Source organism: Pseudomonas sp. TE3911 (assembly GCF_054062775.1).
This window is the reverse complement of the sequence record NZ_JBSSFP010000001.1, coordinates 1495535-1515341: the sequence shown is the minus strand read 5'-3', so window position 1 is coordinate 1515341 and position 19807 is coordinate 1495535. Positions and strand designations below refer to the sequence as shown.

Genomic DNA, 19807 nt, shown 5'->3' with positions numbered 1-19807 from the left:
GCGCTATGGAATTCACGATCCAACACTTTATCGCGCTTGCGCCGCTGCTGATTACCAGCCTCACCATCGTGGTGGTGATGCTGGCAATCGCCTGGCGCCGCAATCACTCACAAACGTTCCTGCTGTCCTGTGCCGGTTTGAACCTGGCCTTGCTGTCGATTATCCCGGCACTCAAGGTCGCGCCACTGGCGGTGACCCCGCTGATGATGGTCGATGACTTCGCGCTGCTGTATATCGCGCTGATCCTCGTCGCCACCCTCGCCTGCGTCACCCTCGCCCACGCCTACCTCGGCGAAGGCGGCACCGGCTACCCAGGCAACCGCGAAGAGCTGTACCTGCTGATCCTGCTGGCTGCGGCCGGCGGTATCGTGTTGGTCAGCGCACAGCACCTGGCCGGCTTGTTCATCGGCCTGGAACTGCTGTCGATCCCGACCTACGGCCTGGTGGCATACGCCTTCTTCAACAAGCGCTCCCTGGAAGCCGGCATCAAGTACATGGTGCTGTCGGCGGCCGGTTCCGCGTTCCTGTTGTTCGGTATGGCCCTGCTCTACGCCGAAGCCGGCAGCCTGAGCTTCACCGGTATCGGCCACGCACTGGCTGCCACCAACAGCCCGGCGCCGATTGCCCAACTGGGCCTGGCGATGATGCTGATCGGCCTGGCATTCAAGCTGTCGCTGGTGCCGTTCCACCTGTGGACCCCAGACGTGTACGAAGGCGCCCCGGCGCCGGTGGCTGCGTTCCTGGCTACCGCGTCCAAGGTTGCTGTGTTTGCCGTGATGGTGCGTCTGTTCCAGATCTCGCCTGCTGCCAATACCGGCGTGCTGAGCAACGTGCTGACCGTGATCGCCATCGCGTCGATCCTGTTTGGTAACCTGCTGGCCCTGACCCAGAACAACCTCAAGCGTCTGCTGGGTTACTCGTCCATCGCTCACTTCGGCTACCTGCTGATCGCCCTGGTGGCGAGCAAAGGCCTGGCCGTGGAAGCCATCGGCGTTTACCTGGTCACCTACGTGATCACCAGCCTCGGCGCCTTCGGTGTAATTACGCTGATGTCCTCGCCGTACAAAGGCCGTGACGCTGACGCCCTGTACGAGTATCGCGGCCTGTTCTGGCGCCGCCCGTACCTGACCGCCGTACTGACCGTGATGATGCTGTCCCTGGCCGGTATCCCGCTGACCGCGGGTTTCATCGGCAAGTTCTACATCGTCGCTACCGGTGTCGAAGCCCACGAGTGGTGGCTGGTTGCGTCCCTGGTACTGGGCAGCGCTATCGGCGTGTTCTACTACCTGCGGGTGATGGTCACCCTGTACCTGATCGAGCCAAACCTGCGCCGTGTGGATGCCGAGCTGCATTGGGAACAGAAGGCAGGCGGCGTGATGCTGCTGGCCATCGCCCTGCTCGCGTTCTTCCTGGGCGTTTACCCACAACCGTTGCTCACCCTGGTGCAGCACGCGGTACTGGGCGTTTGATCGCTTAGCGGGATGCAGTAAACAAAACGGCGCCTTCGGGCGCCGTTTTGCGTTTCTGGATGCCCTGCAACAGGGCGTTCACCTCACTCGTTTTGGGCCAAATCGCGGATGGCCCAAAATTGCATATCCAACCCAGGAAACCCGGCGGGTACATGGATCGCAAAACCGCTCGACTGGCTCAACAGTTGCCAATACTCGCTGCTGCGATCAAGTTCGAAATACGTGCAGCCCGCATAGAACGGCAATTGCCGTGGGGCTGCCGGCAAAGGCCGCAGGCCAACACCCGGCAGTTGCAGGTTGACCAGGTCGCGGATTTTCTCCATCGAGCCGATCTTGACCTGGGAGGGGAAACTGCTGCGCACGCTGTCGGCCGCCATTTGAGCCTGAACCACCAGGATGAAGGTGGCCGAGGCCAGTAACGCCCGGTCCGGCAGCACGGCCACACGGATGCCGTATTGGCGCTCTTCCAAGGGAATAGCGATGGCCCGCGTATCCATCACGGTCGAGAGCATCCGACGCAGTTCAAGCATCACCGGAGCAAACGTCTCTGCCAGGGCCGTATGGCGATACACCGGGTAGGCAGGCGTGCGCTTATCGTCGCGGCTAAACGTTGCCAGCTCACCGGCCAGGGCCGAGAGGTCGCGATACAGTTGCTCGGGATGCAGGCCGCTCATGGTCGATAAATGGCGCATCAGCGGCAGGCTGCGATTGAGCACCTGCAGTTGCAGGACATCGGCAATGTCCGCTGCACCACTGCCATCGAGCCGGGCCACGCGCGAGGCCGTGGCTTCGCCCCGCTGCTGCACCAGCCCTGCGACCTCATCGACCATCGCCTTGAGGCATTCGGCCGCCCGGATATCCAGACAGGGCGGGCAGTAGCCGCGATCAAGCACCACACAGTTGTCGGCGCGCTTTTCCACCACGTGGGCGATACCCAGTGAGGTGAAGGCATCGGCCACGTCGCCCTCAAAGGCCAGACGCACGCGCAACTTGCCGACACTCATCAGCGCACTGCTGTCCAGTCCATTACTGTCCCAGACTTCGTATTCAGCGCTGCGAAGTCGGGCGAAATTTTCGATACTGGGGTTGTCGTCAACCTCCGGGATCCCGGGACGTAAGCTTGGTAACGCCAACACCACTGTCAGGTCGCGCGCATCATCGGGGATGGTCAGGGGCGGCGGCATTTCATCATCGAATGGCAGGCCGACAGGCGTTCCATCCGGGAATATACCGCTGTATGAAAGCAACGATACCTTGCCCAGAGCCAGTTGCTGCGGGTCAATGTCCAACGCCGAAAAGCCCCAGCCATACGCACGCAACGCCGTGACCCGTGCCTCCAGTTGGGTTTGCAGGAAACGGTCATGTTGTTGCAGATGCTGAGGCTGCAACAACATGCCTTCGGACCAAACCACTTTGTGTTTCCAGGACATTAAGTTCTTCCAATATTGGCAACGGTAGAAGCAGACAGAGCCGACAACGGCTTACTTGCCATCGTCGGCCTCCTTGGGCGGCAGCGGCACACCCGCAGGCCCGGTGGCCGCCGCCAATGCCGCGGCGGTGGCAGCGGTTGCGGCCTGAGGCAAGGGCACAGGCATGGCCGAAGCGAGAATCGAACCTGGAGAAAAGGTCATAAAGGCCCCACCGACCTTCAAGGTGATGCTCGCGCCGGCTTCGATCACCACGTTCGCCCCGCCCTTGATATGCACATCGGTACCGGCGGTAATACCCGTCTTCATGGCGCCCTCGATAATCATCTCGCTGCCGGCGCTCATCGACACCGCACCGCTGGTTTTTTCATTGCGGTTGCCGTCCACAGAGGAATGACGATCACCGCCGACCTTCTCGCGCAGGTCCTGGTCGATTCTGGAGTGACGGTCGCCGCCTACCCAGTCCAGGGCATCCTTGAGCACTCGCTGGTCGAAGTTTTTCTGGGCGTGCAGGAACACCTGCTCCGAACCCTTCTTGTCCTCGAAGCGCAGTTCGTTGTAGCCACCACCGCCCTTTGAAGAATGGGTCTTGAGGGTCGAGCGGGTGGCATTTTCTGGCAGTGCATAGGGCGGCAGCGATTCCGCGTTATAGACGCTGCCGGTGACCAACGGCTGGTCGGGGTCGCCGTCGAGAAAGCTGACCACCACTTCCTGGCCGATACGCGGGATATGCAGGCTGCCCCAACGCTTGCCGGCCCAGCCCTGGGCTACTCGGACCCAACATGAGCTGTTTTCGTCGCCCTTGCCCTCGCGGTCCCAGTGGAACTGCACCTTGATCCGTCCGTATTTGTCGGTCCAGATGTCTTCGCCCTGTTTGCCCACCACCTTGGCGGTCTGCGGACCGTGCATCCGTGGCTTGGGCGATACGCAAGGTGCTCGAAATGGCTGCTGGTGCGGCATGGCCACGAACTCGCAAGTCAACACGGGCGCGGGCTCGGTCGGTGGCGTCGGCTCATAGGTGTCTAACGACAACGTGTAACGCGCTTCCAGCAGCAAACACTGCGCGTTCTGTTCACTGCGCGGGTGCTCGGCCAAGGTCATCAACGCTCCCGGGAACAGCCCCCGGGCACGAGTGGCACCGCTGATCCGACCGGCGCCGGTCTGCAGCGATTCAATCAAGGTGCGGGCATAGGTTTCGCCCTGTTTGCGCTCGGTGTATCGACCCGGATAGTCGTAACGTTCGTGACGAGACTGCGGGTAGTCACCAGGCATGGCTGACTTGACCATCAGATTGACGCTGGGCTTTTCGAAGTCGAAGTCCTTCAGGGTATAGCCGCCCGGCGCCACCTCGCCGCTCATGTGCCAGGCGTAGATCACCTCGCTTTCGCGCAGGGCGTGATCCTGGGACGGCATGTAGCGCAGTTGGGCATAGCCCGGCGCCGGCGAATGCGCGCCGCAGGAATCGGCAAGTACCAAGGTATGACGGCCAGCAGCGCTTTTGAAGAAGTAGTAGATACCTTCCTGCTCCATCAGCCGGCTGACAAAGTTGAAATCGCTCTCGCGGTATTGCACGCAATAGTTAAGTGCCGCGTAGTCCGCACTCAAGCCCGAGGTGTCGACATCGGCAATGCTGTAAGGCGCGAACACCTGGTTGAGGATCTGCGGCACGCTCAGGCCCTGGAAAATACGGCAGTCGCTGGCCAGTGTCAGGAACCACAACCACGGCCTCAACACCGCTTTGCACGTGGTATAGCGCCCTTGACGACCGGTTATGGAGAAGTGGCTCACATGCCCGCTGAAGTAACGACTACCGCCCTTGGGCAAGTCCACCGCAATGCTCATCGGCGTAGCGAGCAAGTCGTTGATGTCCAGGTCGGCGCGTTCGCTGTACAGCTCCACCTCGTATTCACTGAGACGAGACAGCCCCTCGAATGCCTGCATGCTGCGAAACAGCAGCACATCGTCGCCGAGCACACTGCTGACCTGAATGTCACGATGCATTTGACTGGTTGCCATAGGGACTACCTCGCGGACTCGGAAAAGACATAGGCAAACTCGCCGTTTTCCACGCTGACCCCAACCTGGCTGGCCGGGATGCCCTGTAACAGACGATCGAGGAACTCGCGGCTGATTGCTGGCAGCAAGCAGTTGGTCAGGATTGAGTCAATCATCCGCCCACCACTTTCCAGCTCGGTGCAGCGGCTGGCAATCAACTGCACCACGTCATCGCTGTACGTGAAGGGAATCTTGTGGCTGTCAGCGATGCGCTGCCTGATCCGCTCCAGTTGCAGGCGGATGATGCGGTCGAGCATGGCGTCGCTGAGGGGGTAATACGGGATCACCACGAGGCGTCCGAGCAAAGCCGGCGGGAAGACCTCCAGCAACGGCTCACGCAAGGCTTTTGCGAGGGCTTGCGGTTCTGGCATTGCCAGCGGGTCACGGCACTGGCGGCTGATCAGGTCGGTGCCGACGTTGGTGGTCAGCAGGATCAGGGTGTGCTTGAAGTCGATGACTCGCCCCTCACCGTCTTCCATCCAGCCCTTGTCGAACACCTGGAAAAACAGTTCGTGCACATCCGAGTGCGCCTTCTCCACTTCGTCCAGCAGCACCACGCTGTAAGGCTTTCGCCGTACTGCTTCGGTGAGCACGCCGCCTTCGCCGTAGCCCACGTAACCAGGCGGCGCGCCCTTGAGGGTAGAGACGCTGTGGGCTTCCTGGTATTCGCTCATATTGAGGGTAATGACGTTCTGCTCGCCGCCGTACAACGCCTCGGCCAGGGCCAGGGCTGTCTCGGTCTTCCCCACCCCGGACGTGCCGGCGAGCATGAACACCCCCACCGGTTTGCCTGGATTGTCGAGGCCCGCGCGGGAGGTCTGGATACGTCGCGAGATCATCTCCAGCCCATGATCCTGACCGATAATGCGCTGGCCCAAACGGTCTGCCAGGTGCAACACGTTCTCGATTTCATTCTTGACCATGCGACCCACGGGGATGCCGGTCCAGTCCTGTACTACCGCCGCGACGGCCTGTTCGTCGACGTTGACCAGGACCAACGGAGTCTCGCCTTGCAACAACGCCAGTTGGTCCTGCAATTGACGCAGTTCCAACCGGCCCGCTTCAGGTTCATCGGCATCCACATCGACCAACCGGCTACGCAGACGCAAGATCTGCATGACCAGCGCCAGCTCGCTGTGCCAGCGGCTGCCAAGGACCTTCAGGCGCTCGCGCTCGGTCGCCAGCAACGCATCGACCGATGCACAACGACTTGAGGTTTGCGCCCCCATGGCGCGTTCACGCTGGATGATCGCCTGCTCGGTTTCCAGGCATTCGATACGCCGGCGGCTGTCATCGACTTCCGCCGGGGTGGCGTGCAGGCTGATGGCGACGCGGGCGCACGCGGTGTCGATCAGGCTCACCGCCTTGTCCGGTAACTGCCGCGCCGGGATATAGCGATTGGACAAACGCACGGCCGCTTCCAGCGCCGAATCGAGGATCTGCACCTGATGGTGCTCCTGCAGGCTGAAGGCAAGACCGCGCAGCATCAGCAGCGCACGGCTTTCATCAGGCTCATCGACCTGCACCGTCTGAAAGCGCCGGCTCAGGGCCGGATCTTTTTCGATGTGTTTTTTGTACTCGGCAAACGTGGTTGCACCCAAGGTACGCAAGGTGCCACGGGCCAGGGCCGGCTTGAGCAGATTAGCCGCATCGCCGGTACCCGCGGCGCCACCTGCGCCGACCAGGGTGTGGGTTTCATCGATAAACAGCACCACCGGTTTGACGCTGGCTTGAACCTCATCGATGACCGAGCGCAGGCGCTGTTCAAACTCACCTTTCATGCTCGCACCGGCCTGCAACAGGCCGACATCAAGGGCCAGCAATTGTACGTCCCGCAGGCTAGGCGGCACGTCGCCACGGGCGATGCGCTGGGCGAATCCTTCCGCCACAGCAGTTTTGCCCACGCCCGCCTCGCCCACCAGCAGCGGGTTGTTCTGGCGACGGCGCATCAGGATATCGATGACCTGCCGGATCTCTTCATCGCGTCCGACGATAGGGTCCATCGTGTTTCGCCGCGCCTGCTCGGTCAGGTCGACAGTGAAGCGCTTCAGGCCTTCCTGACGGTCGGGCGCCAGTGCACCGACAGCCTCACCCGGCACCTGGTACCCGTCGCTGGCCGTCATGCGGGCCTCGGGCGAATCCTTGAGCAACGCGCCAAACTGCTCGCTGAGATCGTCGGTCCTGACGTTGTTGAACTCCCGGGACACACCATACAAACCATTACGCAATGCCGGAGTTTTCAGCATCGCCAGCAGCAAATGGCCAGAACGCACCTGGGACTCACCCAGCATCAGGGTCGCGTAGACCCAAGCACGCTCCACGGTTTCCTCGACCTGCGAGGACAGGTCCGTCACCGAGGTCGAGCCCCTAGGCAAACGATCTAGGGCGGCAGTGAGGTCCCGGTCCAACACCACCGGATCAATGCCGTAATGGCGGACCAGGCGCAACAGGTCCGAATCGGTCAATTGCAACAACTGCTGCAACCAGTGCACCAGCTCGACATAGGGATTGCCGCGCAGTTTGCAGAACACAGTGCTGCTTTCAATCGCCCGGTAGCACAGGCTGTTGAGCTTGCCGAAAAGCGCGACGCGACTGATATCAGCCATGGGCAGTTCCTTGAGAAGAAAATGAGGGTCGAGGCTTGATCAGCAATTGCCGATCATCCCGCTGGGGCGCTCTGCTGCTCAGCCAACTGGTCCAGCCCAATGACGTGGACCCCAGGCGCAAGCGAGGCCGGTGTTCTTTCTTGACGATCAGGTTGACGTCCCAGTCCATCGCCATGCCGACGTACTGACGCACCCAATCCTGCACCCGTTGCAGGCTGTCGCCACCGGGCAGCAAACGGCGGGTTTGTGTCAGGTCCAGAGGGCCAATCAGCAGGCGAAACTTGTGTTGGGCATTCCAGACTTTCCGGCCCATGACCGTGGCCTGGCCGAGCACCACCGCATCCGGACCGCTGCGCAAGGTGCACAGCCCGTCACGGGGCAGGGTCATCCAGTGGCCGACAAATTGCTCGACCTCTACGGGAACGCCAAGGTAGTCGCCAAGCAAGGCGGCCAGGCCTTCGGCATTGCGTGTTTGCGGTCCCAGGCGACCGGCGAAATGCAGCTTGGCGAGGTCCACCACGCCGTCGCGCGCCTGCAGCGACGGTAGGCCAATACCGAGCAACGATCCCAGGTAGTTGGCAAACCGGTCCGCCCCCGGACGGTCCAGACTCACCGTTGGCTGGGCACTGGCCCAGGCGCGATAGAACAGGCTGATCATGCGGTGATGAAACACGTCGCAAAATGCCGCCAGCGTAGGGTCGTTGAGGTTGCGTTGACGGTCGCGAATGTATTCGGTGAGGTGAATCGGCAACGGGCCATTGGCGCCCATCAGGCCGAAGAAATTGAGCAGCAGTTTAGGCGTGTCGCCGGGTATGAGGCCCGCAATCATTGCCGGCTCAAACGCCAGCGAAGAATGCTGGCCGAAACGCACCGCCTCGTCCGCCGGGCGCGTGGCCTCGCCGATACGCGGCAGGTGCGCAAAGGCGCACTCCAACTGGCGCAATGCCGCGTAGAAATCAAACCGACCCGGATGCGCTTCAAGCTCGCTGAGCAGGCTCAGAGGATCTCGCATCTGCCCACCCGCGCAGGCCACTGCATGATTACGCCGCGTGACGCGCTCACGATCCGCGTCTCGGTGAATGAGTTGAGCGACACGTACTTGGCGAAAAACTGTTCCAGCACCGAGCCCAATACACAGACGCCTGCACCCTCGAACGCAGACTCATCCACGCTCACACTGATCTGCAAACCTCGCCCATAGGTGACGGGTCCAGACAATGGCAGGCGCCGCACGATGCTCTGCGCAGTCACCGAACGCACGCCTTCGATCTGTTTATGTGCAACGGCATCGTCGACGCGGCAATACAGGCGCAACATGTCACGCAAGGCTACAGCGCCCTGCTCCGTGTCCTGGTCCAGCAGTGACAGGTAGTTAAGGGACAAATGGCTGACCAGACGCCATGCGGTATCGCCTTCGGCATACGACGGCGCGGGCACCGTGGGCCCTGCCACGCAACGTACCGACTGCACCGGCGCAGCGGATTGGACGCTGAAGTCGGTGCTGCCACTGCCCACCGGCATGCTCAGCACCAGGTCGCGGTTGCTGCACAGGGCGTCGATGCCCAATTGGCGCAGGTCGCTGCGGTGAGGAGCCTGCTCGCCGTCCACCAGCGACACGAATACCTCGCTGCCCCCATAACTGGAGCGCGGGCCTCGGCTGCGCTGCTGTTCGGACAAAACCCGCGTGTCGCGCCGTACCTGGTAGTACGCACGCGGCGGCGTGCGTCCCTGCAGGTCGTTGGCGCGGTAGAAGGGTTCGAATGTCTGACTGGCCTCGGCGCCACTGCCGTAACCGGTCACCCCTTCAATTTCGTAGATCTCGTAGTCCATTGACCGTGTGCGGTCGGGGCTCACATGGTATTCAGAGCGCTGTTCATCCAAGTGCACACGCTCGGTGCGCATCGGGAACAGGTTGATCGCCGGCGTGCAATACAGCGCGAAATTGGCGGCACTGAGGTTTTGCTCAAGTAACGGGTCTGCCGTCTTGAACAACACGATCAGCTCCAGTTGCTCGGCGGTGCAGCGGCTGACACTGCTCGCCAACCCCACCACGTCGACGAACATGAAGCGTTGCGGCAAGGCGAAGTATTCCTGCAACAAGCGATAACCCTGGAACGAACGCGGCCCGATGGGCAGCAAGGCTTCGCTGTCGCTATAGCCCACGCTGCGAATCGCACTGTTGGGCAGCAGCTGATGCCAGTCCCCAGACGCTTGCATGGGCATGACCAGAACACCCGCCACTTGGGCCAACAGCTGTTCAAGAACCCGCGCGGGCGTGCCGTCCCCGCCACGGATGTGCAGCCGCAGGGTGTCGAGGGCCAGGTCGCTGAAAGCCAGGCCAGCCCCGACACTCAAGCGCAGGCGCAACGCGGCCTTGACTGCGCCGAGACGTGACAGGTCAACCCCGGCCACCTGCGTGCTGCAGGCGAAATAGCGCGCCTCGACCAACTCCACCGGCCACAGGGTTACCTCATGGGCAGTGCGAAACTCGCAGGCGGTCTGGTCCCCCTTGCCCAACTGGCTGTGCAATGCCGTGTGGCGTGGCACCTTGAAGCCGGCGGCCAGGCTGCCCTCGCCCATGTCCGGGTGCAGTTGCACCACCGCCATCGATGGCGTTGGCGCCAAGTAGTGTGGGTAGATCAGTTCCAGCAGGTGATGGGTAAATTGTGGGAATTGGGCGTCAATCTTCAGTTGCACCCGCGCGGCGAGAAAGCTGAAACCTTCCAACAACCGTTCAACATAGGGGTCGGCACAGGCGTAGGTTTCCAGCCCCAGGCGGCCGGCAACCTTGGGGTAGTCGCGGGCGAATTCACCGCCAACTTCCCGCAGATGCGCCAGCTCACGCTCGTAATAGCGCAGCAGTTTTGCGTTCAACGCACGTCCCTTGTCTCAATATCGAAGATCCGCGCCTCGCCTGCTTCCAGGTCGAGTTCGGTCTTCAGGTACAGGCGCTCGGGCAACGGTTGGCCCCAGAGTTCGCCATGAATTTCAAAGGTCATCTGGTTGGGACTGAGGGTTGCACCCGAGGAGGCAACCGGCACGACACGCAGGCTTTCGCGCAAAATCCGCGGTTCGAAATCCCAGATCGCCTGGCGAATGCGGCGTCCCAACGCTTCACGGTCCAGGCCGGCAGCCGTCTTTCCCGCGAGATCGGGCAGCCCGAAATTGAGCACTGATTGTCCCGCCAACGGGCACTTCCTCAGGTCGCGAAAGCTGCCCAGACTGGTGCTGTTGAGCAGCCACCCCAAATCGCGTAATACCGCCTTGCGCAAGCGGCGCATGGACAACACGCGCTTGTCGCGAGGCTCGAAAACCTGCGCGGTGTCGTCATCACTCAAGCGATCGAGCAAGGACGGTTGCAAACGTTCGAGACTGGTTAGTTCAGCCATGCGCTGAGGCCTCCATCGACAGGACGGCGGGCGGGCGAACCCACCCACCGTCGGGCATCCGAATCAGATCTTCTGATTCTTTTCCAAGTCCCACTTCTTCGGCGTACCGGTGATTACCGTGTCACCGTTGAAGGCGTCATAGGCATAGCTGATGGTGGTGAAGTTGATCGAAAGGGTTTCGGCCGGCCGATCGCCAGTGCTGCTGGCGGAGTAAGCACTGATAATCGCGCCGCCCAGGATGATCTTAAGAAACACTTGCTGTTTTTTGTCCGCGCCACCCGTATGGACAAAGTGGATCTCGGCATCGCCCAGGCTCTTGCCGCACACTGCCTGCATAAACAGATCGGCCGAGGCCACGTCGGCCAGTTTGGTCACGGAAATTTCCGAGAACGAAGGGTTGCTGGTGTCACGGTCAGCACCGCCGCCACTGGAGGAAATCGCTCGGAAAACCCCCATTTGGATAGCGTCGAGGGTGATCCAGTCTTTGTGACCGTCGACGGTGGAAGTGCCTTTGATTGGGGTGCCTTTAAAGTTCAGCAGGATCATGGTGAGTACCTTTCAGGTTGAACAACGGGGTTATGACGCTTGGGTTGAAGGCAGCCTGGAGACCAACCGCAAGGACACGGTCAAGCCTTCAAGCTGGTAGTGCGGACGCAGGAAAAACTTGGCGCTGTAGTAACCGGGGTTGCCTTCGATTTCTTCCACCACGACCTCGGCCCCCGCCAGCGGCTTACGCGCTTTATCGGCATCGGTCGCGGTCGCCGGGTTGTGCTCCACGTAGCGGCCAACCCAGTTGTTGAGCCAGGTCTGCATATCGTCGCGCTCTTTGAATGAACCGATCTTGTCGCGCACGATGCACTTCAAGTAGTGAGCAAAACGGCACGTGGCAAACAGGTACGGCAGACGCGCTGCCAAGTTGGCGTTGGCGCTGGCATCCGGGTCGTCGTACTCCGCCGGTTTGTGCAGGGACTGGGCGCCGATGAAGGCCGCCAGATCGCTGTTTTTTTTGTGCACCAGAGGCATGAAGCCGTTCTTGGCCAGCTCGGCTTCGCGCCGGTCGCTGATGGCGATCTCGGTCGGGCAGGTCATGTCCACACCGCCGTCGTCAGTTGGGAAGGTATGCACCGGCAAGCCCTCCACGACGCCGCCGGATTCGATGCCGCGAATTTGCGAACACCAGCCATAGTGTTTGAACGAACGGTTGATATTCACGGCCATGGCGTAAGCCGCGTTGGCCCAAGTGAAATCCTTGGCGTCGGCGGCGTCGGTGGTTTCTTCAAAATCGAAGTCTTCCACCGGATTGGACTTGGCACCGTAAGGGGCACGGGCCAGGAAACGCGGCATGGCCAGGCCCACGTAGCGTGAGTCTTCACTGGCGCGCAAGCTGCGCCACGCCGCGTGCTCCGGGGTCTGGAAGATTTTGGTCAGGTCACGTGGGTTGGCCAGTTCCTGCCAGGACTCCATGAGCATCACGCTGGGGTCAGCGGCGGTGATCAGCGGGCAGTGCGCGGCGGCACTGACACGCGCGATCTGGGTCAACAGCTCGACGTCCGGCGCACTGTTGTTGAAGTAGTAGTCAGCGACAAAAGCGCCATAGGGCTCGCCACCGAACTGGCCGTATTCCTCTTCATACAGCTTCTTGAAAATCGGGCTCTGGTCCCAGGCCACTCCTTTGAACTTGCGCAGAGTCTTATGCACTTCGTGCTTGGAAATGTTCATCACCCGAATCTTCAGGGACTCGTCGGTCTCGGTGTTACTGACCAGGTAATGCAAGCCGCGCCAGGCGCTTTCCACGGCCTGGAACTCCTCATGGTGGAGGATATGGTTGACCTGTTCGGTGAGCTTTTGGTCGAGGCTGGCGATCAGGCCTTCAATCGTGCCGAGCACGTCATGGGACATCACCTGCGTGCCTTGCAGCGCCTGTTCCGCCAGGGTGCGCACGGCGGATTCCACGGCGTCCCTGGCTTTGTCGGTCTTGGGCTTGAATTCTTTTTGCAGCAGGCTGGCGAAGTCACCGGCGTCGAATGCCGTGGCCGGAGCTCCCTGTTCGGGTTGTTCCGATTGCGTAGTGGACATGACGGTATCCTTGAATTATGGGCAACAGCGTCCCCATACCGGGGCAAACGAGGCGCCGGCAGAGACCACGGTCATTCAGTTAGTCGGGTTGTTGGGGGGCCGCGCACAGGGCCTGCATCACACTCGGATCGCTGAGCACTTTGGCCAGCAATTCTTCGGCCCCTACCTTGCCGTCCATATAGGTCAGCAGATTCGACAGCTGGCGGCGCGCGGCCAACAACTGATTAAGGCTGGGCACCTTGTTGGCGATTGCACCTGGGGAGAAGTCGTCCATGCTCTCAAAGGTGATCTCCACCGGCAGGTTGCCCTCGCCCGTCAGGGTATTGGGCACCTGGAATGCCACACGGGGCTTCATGGACTTGAGGCGTTCGTCAAAGTTGTCCACATCGACTTCCAGAAACTTGCGCTCGGCTACCGGCGGCAAAGGCTCGGCCGGTTTGCCGGAAAGGTCTGAAAACACGCCCATCACGAAGGGTAACTGCACGGTTTTTTCCGCGCCGTAGATCTCCACGTCGTATTCGATCTGGACGCGCGGCGCACGATTGCGGGCGATAAACTTCTGGCTACTTTCTTTGGCCACGGAACTGGCTCCGGTGAGTGGAGTGGATAGATGAACGTTCAGTTGTCGTTGGTGCGGATGCCGCTGACCTGCGCCAGTTGCGCAAGTCCATCGGGCGCCAGGTCTTGCAGCAACTCCATGAAATTCTTGTCGATCAGTGTTTTTGCCCGTTGCAGCAGGAACGGCACCGGGCTCGCGGGCTCATGGGTATGAAAATAGCTGCACAGCCGATCGATGACCTGGCGCGCCTCTTCGCGGCTGCGGATCTCGCCGAACAGTGCCTGCGGTGCGGCCACCTCTGAGGTAGCAACAGTGGCTGCAGCCGCTTCGACTGGCGCAGGTTCAAGCAAGAACCGGCGGACTATTTCAGCGGCGCGACGCAGTGGAGCGACCAGTCCATTGAGGTCGATGGCGCGACCTACGCCGACTTTTTCCGTCAGCCACTGCTCAATCTGCAGGCTGTGCGCCAACGCCTGGGTCAGCGCAAGGTGAATGGCCTGTAGCTGTTGCGCATTGGCATCGACAAGCGCCCCTTCGATCATCGCCAGGCTCGGGTGATTGCCCTCGCCGCCGTGCTCGACAATCGCCAGATCGATCATTCTCAAGCTGACCGCGCCGATGCCTCGTGCGTTGATCAACGGCGCATCCAACACGTCGCGTACCAGGCCGTTGGGGGCACATAGGAACGCCAGGACATTGATGCGCAACAGCGGGTCATGGCCATCCTCCGGGTCGAGCCTGGGGTACAGCCCGTCCCAGCAATTTTCCAACAACCCCTGCACCAGCCCCAGGCCAGCCGACAGGCCGGCGATGCCGTGCACGTTGAGTTCGGCGCGGGTGGCCCAGATGGCCAGGCGCAAATCGCGGCTACGCTCCAACATCGGCAGTGCGAGGGCCATGACGCGCTTCCAGTTCGGCTCGATGGCGTCGGTAACGGTGTCGCCGTACTGAACCTCGGGTTTACCCAGTGCCTCTTCTTCAAGTTCTAAGAATTGCGCCGAATATTCAAAGTTCTGGCCACCGCCATCGGCCTCGCTCAGGGGCAAGCACAACAGGGTGAAATCCAGTGGTTGAGCTTCGGTGGGCGACCCCATTATGTGTCCCTCGGGCAAATGGCTCTGGCAGTAGAGCCGCGAGTCAGGACGTCGAATCCAACGGTTCAGAAAACTGAGCCTGTTGGAGCCCCCCGCTACGCCTACTGCCGAAAATATTCAGCGTGGGCGGATTTATATAGCGATGGGACCACACGAGAATGCAGGCAGTGTCATTGCGGGGCGTAGGATTAAGCTGCGAATGCAGCGCTCGTGAGCAGAGAAAGCGCACTCATAAATAGCGTCGCCTGGCTTTAGGTCGGCCACCCGCCGGCCATTGCTTGAGCCAGTGACGGCTGCACCGGCACGCGAATACCGAAGGTGTCCCTCAGCAAGACCGTTAGCTCTTGCGCGTTGTTCAGCAGCCGTTTTTCGCTGGGCTGATCCAGGGAATGGATCGCGTAATGCGCGTTGTTCAAGGTATGGCGTTTGCCGGGCGCCAGCAGTGCGACTTTCAATTGGCCCAAGAACGGCGAGTTCGGGTGGGTCGAGACATACCAATTACCGATTTCGTAATCGATGGCGGCCTGCACCTGCAAGTCGAACACATACAAACCACGCCACTCCCCGGCCACTTCGGCCCATAAGGTGTAACTGTTCTCCCCTGCATTGAACGTCAGGCGATAGGGCTCATGGGCGGTGGCCTGCACGGCCTCAGTGTCCAACTGCAACGGACTGCTGGGCACCATGCCGCCAAAGCCTACATCGGTGATGTAACGAACCCCGTCCAGGGTCACCAGGCTCAAACGATGGGTGCGTGCCGTGCGCGCGTCCGGCGGTCCGCCCATCACCACCCGACCGGTAATGCCACGGGCCTCGAAACCCAGTTCCTGCAGCAGCGCGAGGAACATCTGGTTCAACTCATAGCAATAGCCGCCGCGGCCATCGAACAACACCTTTTGCTCGACGCTGGGCAAGTCGATCGGCACCGGCAGGCGCAGCAGGGTCGACAGGCTTTCAAAGGCGAAGGTGCACACATGGCGCAGTTGCAGATCCCGCAGAGTTGCCAGGGTGGGCGGTGGCGGCGAATCGTATCCCAGGCGCTGCAGGTACAGATGGCTATGGTTGAGGCGGGTCATGGCACGGTCCTTGGGCGCAGTAAGAGTGCGTCACTATGCCGCGTTCACATGCAAACTGTCATTTTGAATGAACCTTTTTGAACGCTTCAGCCTCCATCTATAACAAGACAGGGAGGCAACATGAGTACCGCAAAAATCTACACCATCCACTACCAACTGCACGGTCAACCGAAGTCCTTTGTGGTGCGTGCCGAAGTGATGAATAACGCCGAGGCCTGGCACTGGGCAGCGGTCGATGCCGACATTGCTCATGTCAGCCGTATCGGCCGCGTCGGCCACGAGCAGGTGAAAAAAACCACCCGGCCCTGGGCGGAGAAGTTCGGGATTACCGACGTTTCCTGGACGCCGCCCAAATAAACGAAGGCCCCGCTCAATGGCGGGGCCTGATTACCTATTACGCTGTTATTTCTTTAAGTCGCCCAACGGATCGTAGGGCGGCTTTTTTTTCGCCTCGTCCTTGTCCTTTTTATCCAGCGGGGCAATCGCCGGACCTACCGGGTCAACCTGCGGATCAGCCACATCCGGCGAGTCGGGGTCAAATCCCAGCTCATCCTTGCCGCTGGCGTGTTCGTTAGAGGGGGGCCCATCCGAGCGCTTGTTCATCATGGTCTCCTGTTAGAGCGGGCGAGCTTTGTCGTGGAGGTTTTCCAAGTCTTCTTCGACGCGCTCCACATCATCATGGTCGTCACGCTCTTTCGGGTCATTGGGGCGCAAGGCATCGTTGTCGCGCTCTTCTTCACCGGGTGTGCGATCAGGGTCGGGTGTACCGGGCGGTGGTTGCTTGTATTCGGGCATGGTGGTTCACCTCAAAGGGACTACATTCGTTTAGAGAAACTGCCACAGATCATGGTTCAACTTGATTGCCCCACCGCTGACCGCTGACCATGAGAAGATGCCACCCCCTACCCGCCCTGGAGACCTGGACCGGATGTTCGAGCTCAAACCCTGCGACCCCGTCACCTACCGCCAACAGACCCGCCGCAGCACGTTGATCGTGGCCGTGCTGTTCATGGCCTTGGCCATGCTGCTGTCGACCCTGGCGGTGATGCTGTTCGGCGAACCCGGCGGTGATAACTTTCGCTTCAATGTCGGCGGTGTGTTCGCGGGGGTGCTGATTACCGTCGCCCTGGTGCGCGGCCCGTTCTGGTCCAAGTCGTGGCTGGCCGCTGCGGTGTACGGCTGGCAGCTCAAGCGCACGCTGATGCGCGTGACCAATGTGATGCACACCGTCACCGAACGTGTGCAGGCCAATGATCCGGCGGCCATGAAAGTGCTGCGTTTCTATCACCTGGGGCTGACGCAGATGCATGCACTGGACGCCAACTCCAGCGCCCAGGCGCAACTGGTCGGCGAAATGGACGCGCATAAAGCCAGGATGCAGACGCTGGGAATCGACACCGAACAGACCCGTTTCGACCCCGCGTGGCTGGACGGTTTGAAAAGCGTTTAAATCATCTGCCTCGCCAGCAGAACAACGCACTCACCGCAATCGCCGCACCCGCCACGCCAAACACCAGCGGCGCCGACGCCACCGGCAGCAGCAGACCCGCCAGCAGCGGCCCCAGGCCAGCGCCGATGTCGCGCCAGACCGCATTGGACGCCAGCGCCGACACTCGCATCGAACCGGGGTTGCGCTCGGCGACCAAGGTAGTCACCAGCGGCAGTTGCAATGCGCGCAGCACCAGCACCGCAGCCGCGCCGACGATCACCCAATAGCTGCCGAATGCGCTCAAGGCCAGGGCACTCAAGAACGAAAACAGCAGCAACATGGCGGTGGCGCCAAATCGCTGCGCCGCGCGACCGCCCAGGGGGCTCAGAAGCATTTCCGAGACGTAGCGCAGGGCCATTAAGCCACCAGCAATCAGCACCGCATCGCCGCCGAGAATTTTCTGGGCCTGGATCGACAGCCCAAAGATAAACAGCCCGTCCAGCGCCACGCCTTCGATAAACGACCACAGTGCCACGCTGTCCGGCCACTTGAAGCGACGCCCTGGTGTGCTGTGCAAATCATGTCCGGCGCTGGGCAAGCCGCGCGCCATCCAAAGGCCTATCAGGCAGCAACCGGCGAGAATCACAAAGATCGGACGCGGCCCGGCCCACAGCGTCAGCCAACCACCGAACGGCAACGCCAGCATCGGTCCCCAGGCGATCAAGGCCCGCGAACGCCCGGCCCGGCGCGCGGCGCCCTCTGGCTCAGCGGTGGCCAATACCTGGGTCGACAGGTTCAACGCGGCGAAACACAGGCCCCACACCAGCCGCAACCCGAGCAACGCGGCGAAGCCGGACAGCACCGAATTGCCCAGAGCACACAGCGCAGCGGCACCGGCGGCGATCATGCAGGTCAGACGATCGCCGTTGCGCGCATAGAAATTCAACACATGCCGGTAACCGAAAATCCGCACCAGGCGGTTGGCCGCCAGCAACACCCCGGCCTGGGCCAGGGTAATGCCAAAGGCCTGGGATTCCATGGGCAGCAGCAGGTAGAGCAACACGTCGCTGGGCAGGCACAATGCCAGGGTCAGCGCGGCGCGGCGGGAGGTGGTGTCGGCAGTGCGTTGGGCCTGACTGGACATAAATCTGAAACATCCCGAAATATTCAGGTCGCCACGGTAGCCTTAGCGAACCGCGCTTTACAACGCCCCGTCACGTCTTTTTCCCATAGGGCAGCAAACGCAAACCGCTGGCCACGCTGCCCACCAGCGCAAATGCACAGCCCAGCCACAACGCAGAGTGCGGGCCGCTGGCCATGAACAGGTGGAAACACAACGCCACCAGCGAGGCGCCCAGCGTCTGCCCCAACAAGCGCGAAATCGCCACGATGCCACTGGCCCCGCCGCTGCGCGCCAGCGGTGCACTGGTCATCAACGCCTTGAGATTGGGCGACTGGAAAAAACCAAAACCGGCGCCGCACAAGGCCATGCGCCAACCGATATCGAAGGCCGACGCGCCGGTGTCCAAGGTCGCCAATGCGGCCATGCCCAGGCTCAACATCAGCAGGCCGATGCCGCACAGCAGGCCCAGGGACACACGGTCGGCCAGGCGCCCGGCGACCAGTGCCATCACCGCCACCACGGCAGGCCACGGCGTCATCAGGAAGCCGGTTTCCACCTGGCTATGGCCGAGCACTGCTTGCAGCAGAAATGGCAGCGACACGAAGGCCAGGCCCTGGGCACTGAAGGCGCAGATCGCAGTGAGAGAAGACAAGGCAAACACCGGCCGCTTGAACAGGTCCAAGGCGAGCATCGGCGCCGGATGACCGGCCTGGCGACGCAGCAACAAGGTGCCGCACAGCAGCGCCACGGCAATCAAGCCCAGGGTCAGTGCGCCTTGAGCGCCGTGCACCGCTGTGCCAAGGCCCAAGACCAACAAGGCGAACAAACCGGCACATAACAATGCCGCCAGCCGGTCAAACGCATGCCCGGTGATGGGGAGAACGGGCAGTGAACGCACGCCGAGTGCCAGGGCCAACAGCCCCAGCGGCACATTGATCAGGTACAGCCAGTGCCAGGTCGCCACTGACAGGATCGCCGAGGCGGCGGTCGGCCCCAAGGTAAAGGCCAACCCCACCACCAACGAGTTATAACCAAGGCCGCGCCCAAGCATTTTCGACGGGTAGATATGCCGCAGCAACGCCGTGTTCACACTCATGATCGCCGCCGCCCCCAGCCCCTGCACCACCCGCGCAGCCGTCAGGGTCTCCAGCGAACCTGCCAACCCGCAAAACAGCGACGAGACGATAAACAGCAGCAACCCGCCAAGGTACACACGGCGATGCCCCAGCACGTCACTCAGCGACGCAAACGGCAGCACCGTGGCAATAATCGCCAACTGGTAGGCGTTGACCACCCAGATCACCGAGGCGGAATCGGTACCAATCCCTTCGGCCAGTGTCGGCAGTGCGGTGTTGACGATGGCCGTGTCCAACGTCGCCATGCCGATCCCCAGGGAGATCGCGATCACGGCAGGCAGGCGTTTGTTGAGAGGCAGGCCATCGGCGGCAGAAGACATGAACGATCCACGCGGGTGATAAGGCTGCCAGATTAAGGGCAGCGCTGA

At 61.5% G+C, this 19807-nt stretch carries 18 protein-coding genes; 3 read left to right on the top strand and 15 right to left on the bottom strand.

Features of this window, described 5'->3' with window-relative positions; genetic code table 11:
• Positions 1-5 precede the first annotated feature (5 nt).
• Entirely contained in the window at positions 6-1469 is a 1464-nt protein-coding gene (gene nuoN / locus ACVWXD_RS06975; protein WP_003174731.1) for an NADH-quinone oxidoreductase subunit NuoN, read from the top strand.
• Positions 1470-1552: 83 nt separating this feature from the next.
• On the opposite strand, the gene tssK is transcribed toward nuoN, so the two are convergent.
• From tssK to ACVWXD_RS06920, 11 genes are all read right to left on the bottom strand, one after another.
• Positions 1553-2899, bottom strand: a complete 1347-nt coding sequence (gene tssK / locus ACVWXD_RS06970) for a type VI secretion system baseplate subunit TssK (protein WP_181643415.1) — start codon at positions 2897-2899, stop codon at positions 1553-1555.
• Positions 2900-2950: 51 nt separating this feature from the next.
• A complete protein-coding gene (locus ACVWXD_RS06965; protein WP_181643416.1) occupies positions 2951-4912 on the bottom strand; it encodes a type VI secretion system Vgr family protein in 1962 nt (653 codons plus the stop codon).
• Between the two features lie 5 nt (positions 4913-4917).
• On the bottom strand, positions 4918-7557 hold the full coding sequence (gene tssH / locus ACVWXD_RS06960; RefSeq protein WP_457370816.1) for a type VI secretion system ATPase TssH: 2640 nt from the start codon (positions 7555-7557) through the stop codon (positions 4918-4920).
• On the bottom strand, positions 7550-8569 hold the full coding sequence (tssG, locus tag ACVWXD_RS06955) for a type VI secretion system baseplate subunit TssG (RefSeq protein ID WP_032889704.1): 1020 nt from the start codon (positions 8567-8569) through the stop codon (positions 7550-7552). The genes tssH and tssG overlap by 8 nt, the downstream gene beginning before the upstream one ends.
• Positions 8554-10431: a type VI secretion system baseplate subunit TssF gene (gene tssF, locus ACVWXD_RS06950; RefSeq protein WP_181643418.1), complete on the bottom strand. Its 1878-nt coding sequence runs from the start codon at positions 10429-10431 to the stop codon at positions 8554-8556. The genes tssG and tssF overlap by 16 nt, the downstream gene beginning before the upstream one ends.
• Positions 10428-10946, bottom strand: a complete 519-nt coding sequence (gene tssE / locus ACVWXD_RS06945; RefSeq protein WP_032889708.1) for a type VI secretion system baseplate subunit TssE — start codon at positions 10944-10946, stop codon at positions 10428-10430. The genes tssF and tssE overlap by 4 nt, the downstream gene beginning before the upstream one ends.
• 63 nt (positions 10947-11009) lie before the next feature.
• Positions 11010-11492 carry an Hcp family type VI secretion system effector gene (locus tag ACVWXD_RS06940; RefSeq protein WP_032889711.1) on the bottom strand — a complete coding sequence of 161 codons (483 nt, stop codon included), beginning with the start codon at positions 11490-11492 and terminating at the stop codon, positions 11010-11012.
• A gap of 30 nt (positions 11493-11522) precedes the next feature.
• Positions 11523-13022 (bottom strand): type VI secretion system contractile sheath large subunit, encoded by a 1500-nt coding sequence (tssC, locus tag ACVWXD_RS06935; RefSeq protein ID WP_032889713.1) that lies wholly within the window; start codon positions 13020-13022, stop codon positions 11523-11525.
• Between the two features lie 79 nt (positions 13023-13101).
• Positions 13102-13602 carry a type VI secretion system contractile sheath small subunit gene (tssB, locus tag ACVWXD_RS06930; protein WP_032889715.1) on the bottom strand — a complete coding sequence of 167 codons (501 nt, stop codon included), beginning with the start codon at positions 13600-13602 and terminating at the stop codon, positions 13102-13104.
• Positions 13603-13640: 38 nt separating this feature from the next.
• Positions 13641-14675, bottom strand: coding sequence for a type VI secretion system protein TssA (tssA, locus tag ACVWXD_RS06925; RefSeq protein WP_179180063.1), 1035 nt, complete (start codon positions 14673-14675; stop codon positions 13641-13643).
• Positions 14676-14926: 251 nt separating this feature from the next.
• Complete coding sequence (locus ACVWXD_RS06920; protein WP_099601009.1) at positions 14927-15751, bottom strand: arylamine N-acetyltransferase family protein; 825 nt, start codon at positions 15749-15751, stop codon at positions 14927-14929.
• 120 nt (positions 15752-15871) lie between these two features.
• On the opposite strand from ACVWXD_RS06920, the gene ACVWXD_RS06915 reads away from it, so the two are divergent.
• Complete coding sequence (locus ACVWXD_RS06915) at positions 15872-16108, top strand: DUF6555 family protein (RefSeq protein WP_032889720.1); 237 nt, start codon at positions 15872-15874, stop codon at positions 16106-16108.
• A 45-nt stretch (positions 16109-16153) separates the two neighbouring features.
• Here ACVWXD_RS06915 and ACVWXD_RS06910 read toward each other — a convergent pair whose 3' ends face one another.
• Both ACVWXD_RS06910 and ACVWXD_RS06905 read right to left on the bottom strand, forming a co-directional pair.
• On the bottom strand, positions 16154-16354 hold the full coding sequence (locus ACVWXD_RS06910) for a DUF6021 family protein (RefSeq protein ID WP_032889722.1): 201 nt from the start codon (positions 16352-16354) through the stop codon (positions 16154-16156).
• Between the two features lie 12 nt (positions 16355-16366).
• Positions 16367-16546: a hypothetical protein gene (locus ACVWXD_RS06905; RefSeq protein WP_032889724.1), complete on the bottom strand. Its 180-nt coding sequence runs from the start codon at positions 16544-16546 to the stop codon at positions 16367-16369.
• 133 nt (positions 16547-16679) lie between these two features.
• Here ACVWXD_RS06905 and ACVWXD_RS06900 point away from each other — a divergent pair, with 133 nt between their 5' ends.
• Complete coding sequence (locus ACVWXD_RS06900) at positions 16680-17201, top strand: DUF3087 family protein (protein WP_122756426.1); 522 nt, start codon at positions 16680-16682, stop codon at positions 17199-17201.
• Position 17202: 1 nt separating this feature from the next.
• Here ACVWXD_RS06900 and ACVWXD_RS06895 read toward each other — a convergent pair whose 3' ends face one another.
• Both ACVWXD_RS06895 and ACVWXD_RS06890 read right to left on the bottom strand, forming a co-directional pair.
• Complete coding sequence (locus tag ACVWXD_RS06895; protein WP_032889729.1) at positions 17203-18324, bottom strand: MFS transporter; 1122 nt, start codon at positions 18322-18324, stop codon at positions 17203-17205.
• Between the two features lie 70 nt (positions 18325-18394).
• The gene (locus ACVWXD_RS06890; protein ID WP_181643421.1) at positions 18395-19759 is read right to left on the bottom strand and encodes an MFS transporter; all 1365 of its coding nucleotides are present in this window, start codon (positions 19757-19759) and stop codon (positions 18395-18397) included.
• Between the last annotated feature and the right edge of the window lie 48 nt (positions 19760-19807).